This is a genomic window from Pseudomonas sp. D3-27 (assembly GCF_051132165.1).
Classification (GTDB): domain Bacteria; phylum Pseudomonadota; class Gammaproteobacteria; order Pseudomonadales; family Pseudomonadaceae; genus Aquipseudomonas.
In genome coordinates this window covers 4,828,456-4,840,934 of record NZ_CP071667.1, presented here as the reverse complement: position 1 = coordinate 4,840,934, position 12,479 = coordinate 4,828,456, and the positions used below count along the sequence as shown (strand labels likewise).

General features: G+C 61.2%; 11 protein-coding genes and 1 pseudogene. 6 read left to right on the top strand and 6 right to left on the bottom strand.

From position 1 onward, the window contains the following. Positions 1-116 precede the first annotated feature (116 nt). Positions 117-1,562 (bottom strand): SulP family inorganic anion transporter, encoded by a 1,446-nt coding sequence (locus tag J3P92_RS21865; protein WP_434649023.1) that lies wholly within the window; start codon positions 1,560-1,562, stop codon positions 117-119. Positions 1,563-1,835: 273 nt separating this feature from the next. On the opposite strand from J3P92_RS21865, the gene J3P92_RS21860 reads away from it, so the two are divergent. From J3P92_RS21860 to J3P92_RS21835, 6 genes are all read left to right on the top strand, one after another. Further along, entirely contained in the window at positions 1,836-3,185 is a 1,350-nt protein-coding gene (locus J3P92_RS21860; protein ID WP_434607902.1) for a gluconate:H+ symporter, read from the top strand. Positions 3,186-3,206: 21 nt separating this feature from the next. After that, a complete protein-coding gene (locus J3P92_RS21855; RefSeq protein ID WP_434607900.1) occupies positions 3,207-4,067 on the top strand; it encodes a MurR/RpiR family transcriptional regulator in 861 nt (286 codons plus the stop codon). Between the two features lies 1 nt (position 4,068). Then, complete coding sequence (locus tag J3P92_RS21850) at positions 4,069-5,535, top strand: N-acyl-D-amino-acid deacylase family protein (protein WP_434649021.1); 1,467 nt, start codon at positions 4,069-4,071, stop codon at positions 5,533-5,535. A 131-nt stretch (positions 5,536-5,666) separates the two neighbouring features. After that, positions 5,667-6,035, top strand: coding sequence for a glyoxalase superfamily protein (locus J3P92_RS21845; RefSeq protein ID WP_434560793.1), 369 nt, complete (start codon positions 5,667-5,669; stop codon positions 6,033-6,035). A 71-nt stretch (positions 6,036-6,106) separates the two neighbouring features. Then, on the top strand, positions 6,107-6,352 hold the full coding sequence (locus J3P92_RS21840) for a FitA-like ribbon-helix-helix domain-containing protein (protein WP_039592371.1): 246 nt from the start codon (positions 6,107-6,109) through the stop codon (positions 6,350-6,352). Then, positions 6,349-6,768: a type II toxin-antitoxin system VapC family toxin gene (locus tag J3P92_RS21835; RefSeq protein WP_434560789.1), complete on the top strand. Its 420-nt coding sequence runs from the start codon at positions 6,349-6,351 to the stop codon at positions 6,766-6,768. The genes J3P92_RS21840 and J3P92_RS21835 overlap by 4 nt, the downstream gene beginning before the upstream one ends. A 53-nt stretch (positions 6,769-6,821) precedes the next feature. On the opposite strand, the gene J3P92_RS21830 is transcribed toward J3P92_RS21835, so the two are convergent. The 5 genes and pseudogenes from J3P92_RS21830 to J3P92_RS21810 all read right to left on the bottom strand — a co-directional run bounded on the left by J3P92_RS21830 (position 6,822) and on the right by J3P92_RS21810 (position 12,479). Then, positions 6,822-7,526 (bottom strand): methyl-accepting chemotaxis protein, encoded by a 705-nt coding sequence (locus tag J3P92_RS21830; protein WP_420765661.1) that lies wholly within the window; start codon positions 7,524-7,526, stop codon positions 6,822-6,824. Positions 7,527-7,727: 201 nt separating this feature from the next. Further along, positions 7,728-8,606, bottom strand: a pseudogene (locus J3P92_RS21825) (methyl-accepting chemotaxis protein); the annotation flags it as partial. Positions 8,607-9,079: 473 nt separating this feature from the next. Beyond that, on the bottom strand, positions 9,080-9,820 hold the full coding sequence (locus J3P92_RS21820) for an SDR family oxidoreductase (protein WP_434649019.1): 741 nt from the start codon (positions 9,818-9,820) through the stop codon (positions 9,080-9,082). Then, positions 9,817-10,974: an alkene reductase gene (locus J3P92_RS21815; protein ID WP_434649017.1), complete on the bottom strand. Its 1,158-nt coding sequence runs from the start codon at positions 10,972-10,974 to the stop codon at positions 9,817-9,819. The genes J3P92_RS21820 and J3P92_RS21815 overlap by 4 nt, the downstream gene beginning before the upstream one ends. Before the next feature lie 35 nt (positions 10,975-11,009). Further along, on the bottom strand, positions 11,010-12,479 hold the full coding sequence (locus J3P92_RS21810; RefSeq protein ID WP_434560783.1) for an NAD-dependent succinate-semialdehyde dehydrogenase: 1,470 nt from the start codon (positions 12,477-12,479) through the stop codon (positions 11,010-11,012).

Genomic DNA, 12,479 nt, shown 5'->3' with positions numbered 1-12,479 from the left:
TGGAACCTGTGGGAGCGAGCTTGCTCGCGATGGCCCCGGGTCAGTCAGCATTGATATGGCTGGCCCAACGCTGTCGCGAGCAAGCTCGCTCCCACAAATTTTGTGCCGGGGTCCTGTCAATCGTGGTGCACATCCGCGCGCTTGAGCATCTGCTTGCAACGCTCGGACAGATGAAACACCCGCAGGTGCTTGCCGGCCTTGCTGTAGCGCTCGCGCAGGGTCATCAGCGCGGCGATGGCCGAGTAGTCGACGAAGCTCAGGTGACGACAGTCAAGGGTAACGAGATCAGGGTCGTTGGCCGGGTCGAACTGGTTGAGAAACGGCGTCGTCGAGGCGAAGAACAAGGTGCCGTGCACGCGATAGAGCTTGCTGCCGTCCGCTTCCAGTTGCGCGTCGGCATACAGCTCCCGGGCTTGTTGCCAGGCGAAGTTGAGCGCCGCGATGATAATCCCGCAGAGCACGGCGACGGCCAGGTCGGTGAATACCGTGATGACGGTCACCGCGATGATCACCAGCACATCGTTCGCCGGTACCTTGTTGACCACTCGCAACGAGGCCCAGGCGAATGTCTGCTGCGACACCACGAACATCACGCCCACCAGCGCCGCCAGCGGAATGCGCTCGATCAGCGGCGACAGGAACAACACGAACAGCAACACCATCACCCCGGCCACGACGCCCGATATCCGCCCGCGCCCGCCCGAGCTGAGGTTGATCATCGTCTGGCCGATCATGGCGCAACCGCCCATGCCGCCGAACAACCCGGAGGCCATGTTGGCCGCGCCCAGCGCCACGCATTCACGGTCAGGATAACCGCGGCTCTCGGTGATTTCGTCGGTCAGGTTCAGGGTCAGCAGGGTTTCCAACAAGCCTACCATCGCCATGATGACGGCGTAGGGCGCGACGATCAGCAGGGTTTCGAGATTCCAGGGAATGTCCGGCAGGGCGAAAACCGGCAAGCCGCCTGCAATGTGCGCCATGTCGCCCAGCGTCCGGGTAGGCAAGCCAAGCAGATAGACCGCCAGGCCAACGCCGAGGATCGCCACCAGGGCCGGCGGCACGCTGCGGGTCAGGCGCGGCAGCAGGTAGACGATGGCCATCGTCAGCGCCACCAGGCCGACCATCAGGTAGAGCGGGGGGCCACTGAGCCAGGCGCCGTCGCGCTTGAAATGCTCCAGTTGCGCCAAGGCGATGACAATTGCCAGGCCATTGACGAACCCCAGCATCACCGGATGCGGCACCATGCGCACCAGCTTGCCCAGTCGCAGCAGCCCAAACGCCATCATGATCAACCCGCCCAGCAGCACGGTCGCCAACAGGTATTGCACGCCGTGCTGTACCACCAGCGCGACGATCACCACCGCCATCGATCCCGCCGCACCCGATACCATCCCGGGCCGACCACCGAACAACGCGGTCAGCGTGCAAATGATGAACGCGCCGTACAGCCCCATCAGTGGGTTGAGGTGGGCCACCAGGGCGAAGGCGATGCATTCGGGGAGCAAGGCGAAAGAAGTCGTGAGGCCGGCGAGGGCGTCGGCGCTAAGGCGTGCTGGTTTCATGGTTTACCTGACTGGGCGCCGGTGGACGGTCGGCTGCCGGGGAAGCGGTGTGAAGACAGGTGCGGATGGTACGGAATTGAGTGCAGGGCGGCCAGTCGTCTGTGGGCGATGAAAATCTTGCGCTGAATTTTCATCGTCGCCCTGTCGCGATGTCCATCAGCGACATTTTTTGTCTGTGCGCGAAAATTATTTTCAGTGGGTTTGAAGATTTCCCGTCGAAATGATTTATGACTTTCACAACACATCGACGTGACCCCATTCGAGGAGTAACGCATGGCACCTGCTTTCGGTTATTGGCTATTGGTCTACGCGGCCATCGCCATCATTGCACTGATCGTTTTGATTGCGCGCTACCGGCTCAATCCGTTCATCGTGATTACCCTGGTTTCCATCGGCCTGGCGTTGCTGGCCGGGATGCCGCCCTCGGGTGTGGTGGGGGCGTACGAGGCGGGTGTCGGCAAGACGCTGGGGCACATCGCGTTGGTGGTGGCCTTGGGCACGATGCTTGGCAAGATGATGGCCGAGTCCGGCGGCGCGGAGCGGATGGCGCAGACGTTGATCGAACGATTCGGCGAGCGCAATGCCCATTGGGCAATGGTCTGCATCGCATTCCTGGTCGGCTTGCCGCTGTTTTTCGAAGTCGGTTTTGTGCTGTTGGTGCCTATCGCCTTTACCATCGCCCGACGCGTGGGCGTGTCGATTTTGATGGTGGGGCTGCCCATGGTCGCCGGGCTTTCGGTGGTCCATGCGCTGGTGCCGCCGCACCCGGCGGCGATGCTGGCGGTGCAGGCGTTCCAGGCGTCGGTGGGGCAGACCTTGCTGTACGCGATCCTGGTCGGCATTCCCACTGCGATCATCGCCGGACCTCTGTACGCCAAGTTCATCGTACCGCGCATCCAACTGCCCGCTGAAAACCCGCTGGAGCGCCAATTTCTCGATCGGGAGCCACGGGCCAATCTGCCTGGCTTCGGCATAACGCTGGGGACGATTCTGTTGCCGGTGATCCTGATGCTGATTGGCGGCTGGGCCAACCTGATCTCCACGCCGGGGAGCGGTTTCAATCAGTTCCTGTTGTTTATCGGCAACTCGGTGATCGCCCTGCTGTTGGCGACCATCCTCAGCTTCTGGACCCTCGGCCTCGCCCAAGGCTTCAGCCGCGAGTCGATCCTCAGGTTCACCAACGAATGCCTGGCGCCGACGGCCAGCATCACCTTGCTGGTGGGGGCGGGCGGTGGTTTGAACAGGATTTTGGTGGATGCCGGGGTCACTCAGCAAATCGTCGGCCTGGCCCAGGAGTTTCAATTGTCGCCCCTGGTGATGGGGTGGCTGTTCGCCGCATTGATGCGTGTTGCAACGGGGTCGGCCACGGTGGCGATGACGACGGCGTCGGGCATTGTCGCGCCCGTGGCGATTGGCCTGGGTTATCCCCATCCCGAGTTACTGGTGCTGGCGACCGGAGCTGGGTCGGTTATCTTGTCCCACGTCAATGACGGCGGCTTCTGGCTGATCAAGGAATACTTCAATATGACCGTCACGCAAACGTTCAAGACCTGGACGGTGCTCGAGACATTGATATCCCTGGTCGCGTTCGCCTTGACCCTTGGGCTTGCCCGCGTGCTCTGACCGCCATTGCAAGGAACCGTCATGGACATCCTCTACCAGATCCGCTCCCGTCAGGATTCTTTCAGCGCCGGCGAAGGAAGAATCGCCCGGCTGATGCTCGACGACGTAGGATTTGCCGCCTCCGCCAGCCTGGAAGAGTTGGCCCAGCGCGCGGAGGTCAGCAGCGCCACGTTGTCGCGCTTTGCCCGTACCGTCGGTTGCCGCGATCTGCGAGACCTGCGCCTGCAGCTGGCCCAGGCCAGTGGCGTCGGCAGTCGCTTCCTCGACCCCGCCGGCGCGCCCGAGCAATCGGCGTTTTATGGACAGATCGTTGGGGACATCGAATCGACGTTGCGTCAGCACTTGGCAGCGTTCGAAGAGCCGCAGTTCGGCGATGCGGTACGGATGATCGGCAAGGCACGAATGGTCCATGCGTTCGGCCTCGGTGGCTGGTCGGCGCTGTGTGGCGAAGAATTACAGGTGCGCCTGGTGCGTTTCGGCTACTCGATCGCCGCCTGCCGCGACCCGGTAATGATGCGCATCACGGCCACTTCGCTGAGCGATCAACACTTGGTCATTGCCTGTTCACTGACTGGTATCACGCCAGAGTTGTTGAGCGCGGTTGAACTGGCCCGCAGCTACGGTGCTCCGATCCTGGCCATCACCCGTGCCGACTCGCCACTGGCCCGCCTGGCCGACGTGGTGCTGCCGCTGCAAGGCGCCGAAACCTCGTTCATCTACAAACCCACGGCGGCGCGCTACGGCATGCTGCTGGCCATCGATGTGCTCGCCACTGAACTGGCGCTGGCTCATCCGCAAGACAATCAAGAGCGCCTGCGGCGGGTCAAGCTTGCCCTGGACGATTACCGTGGCGGCGACGATCGCCTGCCGCTGGGAGACTGACATGCTGTACGACACACTCATCCGCAACGCCTTGGTGATCGATGGTCACGACAAGCCTGGCTATAACGCCGACGTGGCGATTCGCGCGGGTCGCATCGAGCGCATCGGCGATCTGGGCGACACCCGGGCGGTTGACGAAATCGACGCCGCTGGCCGCGTGCTGGCGCCAGGATTCATCGACGTGCACACCCACGACGACACGGTGGTTATCCGCCAACCGCAAATGCTGCCCAAGCTCAGCCAGGGCGTGACCACGGTGATCGTCGGCAACTGCGGCATCAGCGCGTCGCCGGTTCGCCTTCAGGGCGATCCGCCGGACCCGATGAACCTGCTCGGCACCGCCCAGGCGTTTGCCTACCCACGCTTCGCTGATTATCGTTCGGCGGTGGAGGCGGCGACACCAGCGGTCAACGTAGCCGCCTTGGTCGGGCACACGGCGCTGCGCAGCAATCATCTGGACGACTTGTTGCGCACCGCCAGCGCAGGAGAAATCGCCGCCATGCGTCAGCAACTGCGTGAAAGCCTGGAGGACGGTGCGCTGGGCCTGTCCACCGGCCTGGCCTATGCCAACGCGTTCTGCGCATCCACTGACGAGGTCATGCAATTGACCGAAGAGTTGGCGGCGTTCGGCGCGGTCTACACCACCCATCTGCGCAGCGAATTCGAGCCGGTGCTGGAAGCCATGGACGAGGCGTTCCAGATAGGTCGTCATGCCCAGAGCCCGGTCATTATTTCCCACCTCAAATGTGCCGGCGCCGGTAACTGGGGACGTAGTCCACAGGTGCTCGCGGCGTTGGAAAACGCGGCGAAAACCCACCCAGTCGGTTGTGACTGCTATCCCTATGCGGCGAGCTCTTCGACACTGGACCTCAAACAGGTGACCGATGCCCATCGCATCACCATCACCTGGTCGACACCGCATCCGCCCATGGGCGGTCGAGACCTGGCAGACATCGCCGCCGAATGGGACGTGTCGCTTCTGGAAGCGGCGAGTCGCCTACAGCCGGCAGGTGCGGTGTATTACGGCATGGATGAAAGCGATGTAAGACGAATCCTCGCGCACCCTTTGTCCATGGTCGGCTCTGATGGCCTGCCCGAAGACCCCTTTCCGCACCCACGGCTGTGGGGCGCTTTCCCTCGAGTCTTGGGACATTTCAGTCGAGACATCGGGCTTTTTCCGCTGCATACCGCCGTCCACAAGATGACAGGGCTTTCAGCCGCGCGCTTCGGCCTGAAGGAGCGGGGCGAAATACGTGAAGGACATTGGGCGGACCTGGTGTTGTTCAATCCACAGACCATCCGCGACGTCGCGGACTTCAACGAACCGCAACGGGCGGCGGAAGGCATTGACGGCGTGTGGGTCAACGGCATCCTGAGTTATTGCAAAGGGCAAGCGAATGGCAAAAGAGAAGGACGTTTCCTGGCGCGTGAAGGCGACCTGCGCCACGGATTTCACTGCTCCCGATAGCATTCAAAGGCAAGCAGTTGCATTAATTGACGCCACAATAATGGCACTACGACACTAAAGAAGCCCAATCACAGGCCGAAGCATTGGAGTCAACCCATCTAAACTGGGTCTTTTCAGCCAGGGAGCAACCCATGAGCTTCGGTAAAACCACTCCGATCCTGCGGATCTTCGATGAAACCAAGGCGTTGGCGTTCTATGTCGACTTCCTGGGCTTTACCGTCGACTGGCAACACCGCTTCGGTGACGACTTTCCGTTGTACCTGCAAGTCTCCCGTGGTGACTGTGTGCTGCACCTGTCCGAGCACCATGGCGATTGCACGCCGGGCTCGGCGTTGCGAATCGAGACTGATGAACTGGAAGTCTTCCAGCAGCAATTGATCGCCAAGCAATACCGCTACGCCCACCCACAGATCCAGGCCATGCCGTGGGGTAGCCAGGACATGACCGTGATGGATCCGTTTGGGAATCGGTTGGTCTTTACGAACGCGATCAGTGTGTAACGGCGGCTGGACAATTCGACGACTCGTCGACTAATCTTGCAGTCAATGATTTCATTGATTGCGGTGGCGTTATGGCTAGTATCACGATTCGAAATCTAGATGATCAAATAAAAGAGCAACTGCGTATCGCTGCGGCTCACAATGGTCATTCAATGGAGGAAGAGGCTCGTCTTATCCTGGGGCGCGCACTGGCCACGGTTAATTCTGCGGGAGGATTGGGAAGTCGTATTCGAAACAGGTTCCGGGCCCTGGGGGGCGTTGAGCTTGACCTACCGTCCCGTGACGAAAAAGCAAAGGCGGTGGATTTCTCTGAATGATAATCCTCGATACCAATGTGATTTCCGAATTCATGCGCGTTGAGCCGGATACAAAAGTTCTGACTTGGGTCGATTCACAGCCAGCGATGGATCTGGTCATCTGCGCTATCACGGTCGCGGAAATTCTTCATGGTATAGCCAGGCTGCCCTTCGGCAAGCGAAAGCAGAAGCTCGAATCCCATGCGATGGCAATTTTTGAAGAGGATTTTGCAGGCAGGATTTTATCTTTTGATGCCCATGCGGCTGTTGAGTACGCAACGCTTGTTGCGTCGTGTGAGGCCAAGGGTAAGGCGGCGGGTATGGCCGATGCGCAAATTGCGGCTATTTGCCGGTCTCACGGCGCGCCGATTGCCACACGCAACATAAGAGACTTCGAGTTTCCGGGGATTGAGGTGATCAACCCCTGGAACGCTTGAGCTGCATCGGTAGGCAAGACGCCCGTTTCCATTGGAAGCGGGCGTTTGCGTAATCAAACCCTGAAATGACTGACCATCTGCTGCAACTGACCGCCCAACCGCGCCAGTTCAACACTGGACGCTGCGGTCTCTTCGCTGGCGGCGGCGGTTTGTTCGGAGACATCGCGCACGTTGATGATGCTGCGGCTGATCTCTTCGGCCACGGCGCTCTGTTGCTCGGCGGCGGCGGCGATCTGCTGGTTCATCGACTGGATGTTCGACACCGTGCGGGTGATGTTCTCCAGTGACACGCCGGCCTTGCGGGTCAGTGCCACGCTACTGTCGGTGAGGTTGCGGCTGTTGTTCATCACGGCGGCCACTTGCTGGGTGCCGTTCTGCAGGCCGGCCACCAGGCCTTCGATTTCCTCGGTGGATTTCTGCGTGCGTTGGGCCAGGCCACGGACTTCGTCGGCGACGACTGCGAAGCCACGACCGGCTTCACCGGCGCGGGCCGCTTCGATGGCGGCGTTGAGCGCCAGCAAGTTGGTCTGCTCGGCGACGGCCTTGATGACGTCCATCACCGCGCCGATCTTGTCGCTTTCCTGCTGCAGAACGGTCATCGCATCGGTAGAGCGCACCACTTCACTGGCCAGGCGTTCGATCTGAGCGATGGCTTCGTTGACCACCTGGTCGCCATCACGGGCTTCGCCGTCGGCGGCGGCCGCGGCTTGGGACGCTTCTTCGGCGTTGCGGGCGACTTCCTGGACCGTGGCGGTCATCTCATGCATGGCGGTCGCGACCTGGTCGGTCTCGACTTTCTGGCTGTTGACCCCGGCGCTGGTCTGCTCGGTGACGGCCGACAGCTCTTCGGCGGCGCTGGCGATCTGCGTCACGCCATCGCGGATGCCGCTGATGAGGTCGCGCAAGGTCACGCCCATGCGGGCGATGCCTTGTTGCAAGACGCCGAGTTCATCGCGACGGGTAACGATAACGTTCTGCGACAGGTCGCCGCCGGCGATGCGCTCTACCACGGCGAGCGTTTCACGCAGCGGGCGAGTGATCTGGCGAGTGATGACCACGGCGGCAATGACGCCCACCAACAAGGCCAGCAAGGTGCTGACCAGTTGCAGCGTGCGGGCTTGGGCGCTTTCGGCGTCGCGACGATCGAGTTGGATCTGGTACAGCTGCTCGCTCAGGGAGACGATGGCCGCGCCTTGGTCAGTCATTTCCTTGCGTGCCTGTACAACATCGGCCGTGGCCAATTTGAAAGCCTGTACGGCGCTGCGGTATTGGACCAGGGTCGACTCAAGCTGGCGCAGCTCACCTTGGCGGGTACTGGCGAAGTATTCATCGAGCGGCTTGAGCGACGCGATGGCGGCATCCAGTTGGGCGAAGGCCTTGCGTTCGGTATCGGCGTTGGGGTTGGCGGTATAGCCGCGCACTTCATAACGAGCCAGCATGAACGCCTGCTTGGTCTGGGTAATGGCCTGGAACTGCTCAAAGCGTTCATCGCTGAGGGCCATTTGCTTGACGTCCGAATCGATTGCTTCGATCAGCTTGTAGGCCGTCTCGGCGTTTGCGCCCATGACCTCACGGGCGGAGTTGCCGGTACGGTAGGCGCTGCGCATTTTGTTCAGCGACACTTGATAGGCGTTGATGGTCGCATTCTGCTCTTTGAGCAGTTTGACGTTTGCAGGGCTTTTGAAACTGTTGAGCAGCGCGTTCTGCTGCGCCAGGAAACCATCAAGGGTGGTCTGTACATTTTGCGCGGCGGTCTCGTCGCCGTTGGTCAGCATGTATTGCAGGCGCGTGACGCGCAGCTTGGTCAGGCCAGCGTTGAGCTGGGTGATGTCGCTCATCCAGTTGCTGCGGTCTATCAAGCCACCCAGGCTGGTCCAACTGGTCAGGGCCAGGAGACAAGTCAGTACCAGCACCAGGCCGAAGCCCAGGCCCAGTTTCATGTTGACGCTAATGTTGCCAAACCAGCTATTCATCAAATTCCTCCAGGAACGTTGCGCTGCTTGATCGTCGGTTGGCTGGAAGATTGTTGTTGTTAAGAGCCAGCAAAAACGTTTAACGGAGCTGTATCGGCGGCTGGTCCTGAATCTGAAAGTTTTTTTGTCGGGATGAGGAATGACAGGCAAAAAAAAGCCCGCGGGAGAGCGGGCTAAAACCTTAGTTTCTTGAATGAGCGAGGGGACTGTAACGGATCACATGAAGACCCGGGGTGAAGAAAAATTCATTCGATGCGGCTACGTATGTCCCGAGTACCGGTGGACGATCCGCACCTGAAGTCCTCTACGGTCAAGTCCCCTTTTGTCTTTCCCTGTTGTCAAAATTCCTGTTGAGTCGGACGGAGCACGATTTCGTTGATGTCCACATCGTTCGGCTGCTCGATCGCGAAAGCGATGGCACGAGCCACCGAGGCAGCCGGGATTGCTTTCTTATAGAAGTCCAGCACGGTGTCTTTGGCTGTGCCGAAGGTGCTGTGCTTGAGGTCGCTGTCCACCGCGCCGGGTGCGATGGACGTCACGCGAACCTTGTCGCCTACTTCCTGGCGCAAGCCTTCGGAAATGGCGCTGACGGCGAACTTCGTTCCCGAGTACACCGTTCCACCGGGTGCAAAGACTTTCACTCCAGCCACGGAGCTCAGGTTGATGATGTGTCCGCTTTCCTGCGCGAGGAAACGTGGCAGCGCCGCTGCGATACCGTAGAGCGTGCCCTTGAGATTGACGTCGATCATGGCGTCCCATTCATCGGTGTTGACCTCCGCCATGGGGCGAATCGGCATCAGTCCGGCGTTGTTGATCAGCACGTCGAGCTTGCCGAAGTCGGTCACGACCGCGGCGACCACGGCCTCGACCTGGCGTTTGTCGGTGACGTCGAGGGTGTAGGCTTTGGCCGCGCCACCCTGGCGAGCGATCCCGGCCACCACTGCCTCCAGTTTGTCAGTCCGCCGTGCGGCCACTGCCACCTTGGCGCCGCGTGCGGCCAGCAGGCGAGCGACTTCGGCGCCGATGCCGGTACTGCCGCCGGTAATCAGGACGACTTTGCCTGCGATTCCTTCGTTCATGCCAATACCTCTTCTTTTACGTCAGATGTGGAGGGGCTGTACCGCGGGTAGTCGGTGAACCCTTGCTCGTTGCCGCCATACAGCCCAGCGGCGTCCAGAGTGTTCAGCGGCCAGCCGTTGGCGATGCGCTCAGGCAAGTCGGGGTTGGCAATGAAGGGACGACCGAACGCAACCAGGTCGGCCAGGCCCGCTTCGACCAGGCGTGCCGCGCGATCCGCAGTGTACAAACCGGCATAGATGATGCGACCGCTGAACGTGCGTCTGACCTCGCGACGAAACGCGTCGGGCAGGTCCGGCGCATTCGGCCAGTCGGCTTCGGCGATCGAGAGGTAGCCTACGCCTGCTTGCTCAAGCACCTTGATGGCCTCGATGTAGGTCTGGTGCGGATCTTCTTCGACAAAGCCGATGTACACCCGGTCTTCGTCGGTGCTGGTGAACAGCGGCGTGAAGCGCACCCCGACGCGTTCGGGCCCGACCACGGCGCTGACGGCTTGCACCACTTCGCGCAAGAAGCGCAGGCGGTTGTGCAGCGAGCCGCCGTATTCATCGGTGCGCTGGTTGGCATGGGTCGAGATGAACTGATTGACCAGATAGCCATTGGCCGAGTGGATTTCAATGCCATCGAAGCCGGCGCTCTGGGCATTGCGTGCGGCCTGGGCATAGAGTTCGACCAGCGTCTTGATCTCGGCGACGCTCAATTCCCGAGGCATGGACGGTTCCACCAGAGTACCGGTGCCAGGGCCGGTTTCGATTAAGGCCTTGGCCTTTTGCGCCTGGATCGGCGACGGCGCGATGGGGGCGGCGTTGTTGGGCTGCAGTGCGTTGTGGGACACCCGGCCAACGTGCCAAAGCTGGGCGAAAATCACCCCGCCCTTGGCATGCACGGCGTCGGTCACGGTGCGCCAGCCATCGATCTGCGCCTGGCTGTAGATGCCTGGCGTCCAGGCATAACCTTTGCCCCGAGGCTCGATCTGGGTGCCTTCGCTGATGATCAGGCCGGCGCTGGCCCGTTGTTGGTAGTAGCGAGCCATCAGGGCCGTGGGAATGTCGCCGGGCTGTCCGCTGCGTTGGCGGGTGAGTGGCGGCATGACGATGCGGTTCTTCAGCGTGATGGAGCCCAACGAGGTGGGCTCGAACAACGAGCGATGTTCCATGATTCGATTCCTTGTCGCGTCAATGTCGGGTGGGCTTACAAACCACCGAGGCTGAGGTATTTGAGGTTGAGGTATTCATCCAGGCCATGAGTCGAGCCCTCGCGGCCGATACCGCTATCCTTGACCCCGCCGAAGGGCGCTTCGACGGTGGTGATGACCCCGGCGTTGATGCCGATCATGCCGCTCTGCAAGGCGCGGGAGACGCGGAAGGTGCGCGCCAGGTCGCGGGTAAAGAAGTACGCGGCCAGGCCGAACTCGGAGGCGTTGGCGGCGTCGATGCCTTCTTGTTCGGTGCTGAAGCGGAACAGCGCGGCCACGGGGCCGAAGGTCTCTTCCTGGGCGATGAGCATGTCGGCTGTGGCGTCAGCGATCACGGTGGGCTCATAAAACGTCGCGCCGAGCGCATGGCGTTTGCCACCCAGCAATACGCGACCGCCTTTGGCTTGGGCGTCTCGCACGTGCGCATCGACCTTGCTGACGGCGGCCTGGTTGATCAGCGGGCCTTGCTCGACGCCCTCATCGAAGCCGTTGCCGATTTTCAGCTGCCGGACCCGTGCCGTCAGGCGCTTAGCGAACTCGTCATAGATACCGTCCTGGACATAGAAGCGGTTGGTGCATACGCAGGTCTGGCCACTGTTGCGAAATTTTCCTGCGATGGCATTTTCGACGGCCAGGTCGAGGTCGGCGTCGTCGAAAATGATGGTCGGTGCGTTGCCGCCCAACTCCATCGACAATTTCTTCATGCTGTCGGCGGATTGCTTGTACAGCAGCTTGCCGACGCGGGTGGAACCGGTGAAGGTGATCTTGCGCACCAACGGGTTGGCGGACAGTTCGCCGCCCACCGCGGCACCGTCGCCTGTGACGACATTGACCACTCCGGCGGGGATGCCCGCTTGCTGCGCCAACACACCATAGAGCAGGCCGGAGAACGGCGTGAATTCGGATGGTTTGATGACGATGGTGCAGCCGGCCGCCAGCGCCGGAGCGACTTTGCGCGAGAGCATGGAGAAGGGGAAGTTCCACGGCGAGATCGCTCCCACCACGCCGACGGGCTCGCGGGTGACCAGGATCTGCCGGTCTTTCCAAGGCGAGGGAATGATCTCGCCATTGATGCGCCGCGCCTCTTCGGCAAACCACTGAATGTAGTCGGCGCCCAGTTTCATTTCGTTGCGCGCTTCGGCCAGCGGCTTGCCTTGTTCGAGCGTCAGCATGCTGGCGAGGATGTCGAGGTTGTCGCGTACCAACTGCGCCATGCGATTGAGCAGAATGGCGCGCTCTGCCGCGGTGGTCAGTGACCAGGATGCGAACGCTGCCTGTGCGGCGTCGATGGCGCGGCGTGTTTCAACAGCGCCGCTCCAAGGGATCTGGCCGATCTGGCTCTCGGTGGCTGGGTCGTTTACCGCGAAGTGGCTGGCGTCATCCGCTGCCACCCACAGGCCGTCGATATAGTTGGCTTCTTTCAGCCAGCCAGCGTCTTTGATCTGCTGCAAGTTGAACGCAGTCAT

What these genes read in the sequence shown, in the direction of transcription:
- J3P92_RS21815 (WP_434649017.1), bottom strand. Translation starts at nt 10,974, where the DNA reads ATGGAACATCGCTCGTTGTTCGAGCCCACCTCGTTGGGCTCCATCACG.
- J3P92_RS21855 (WP_434607900.1), top strand. Translation starts at nt 3,207, where the DNA reads ATGGACATCCTCTACCAGATCCGCTCCCGTCAGGATTCTTTCAGCGCC.
- J3P92_RS21830 (WP_420765661.1), bottom strand. Translation starts at nt 7,526, where the DNA reads ATGACCGCCACGGTCCAGGAAGTCGCCCGCAACGCCGAAGAAGCGTCC.
- J3P92_RS21860 (WP_434607902.1), top strand. Translation starts at nt 1,836, where the DNA reads ATGGCACCTGCTTTCGGTTATTGGCTATTGGTCTACGCGGCCATCGCC.
- J3P92_RS21810 (WP_434560783.1), bottom strand. Translation starts at nt 12,479, where the DNA reads ATGACTGCGTTCAACTTGCAGCAGATCAAAGACGCTGGCTGGCTGAAA.
- J3P92_RS21865 (WP_434649023.1), bottom strand. Translation starts at nt 1,562, where the DNA reads ATGAAACCAGCACGCCTTAGCGCCGACGCCCTCGCCGGCCTCACGACT.
- J3P92_RS21840 (WP_039592371.1), top strand. Translation starts at nt 6,107, where the DNA reads ATGGCTAGTATCACGATTCGAAATCTAGATGATCAAATAAAAGAGCAA.
- J3P92_RS21850 (WP_434649021.1), top strand. Translation starts at nt 4,069, where the DNA reads ATGCTGTACGACACACTCATCCGCAACGCCTTGGTGATCGATGGTCAC.
- J3P92_RS21820 (WP_434649019.1), bottom strand. Translation starts at nt 9,820, where the DNA reads ATGAACGAAGGAATCGCAGGCAAAGTCGTCCTGATTACCGGCGGCAGT.
- J3P92_RS21845 (WP_434560793.1), top strand. Translation starts at nt 5,667, where the DNA reads ATGAGCTTCGGTAAAACCACTCCGATCCTGCGGATCTTCGATGAAACC.
- J3P92_RS21835 (WP_434560789.1), top strand. Translation starts at nt 6,349, where the DNA reads ATGATAATCCTCGATACCAATGTGATTTCCGAATTCATGCGCGTTGAG.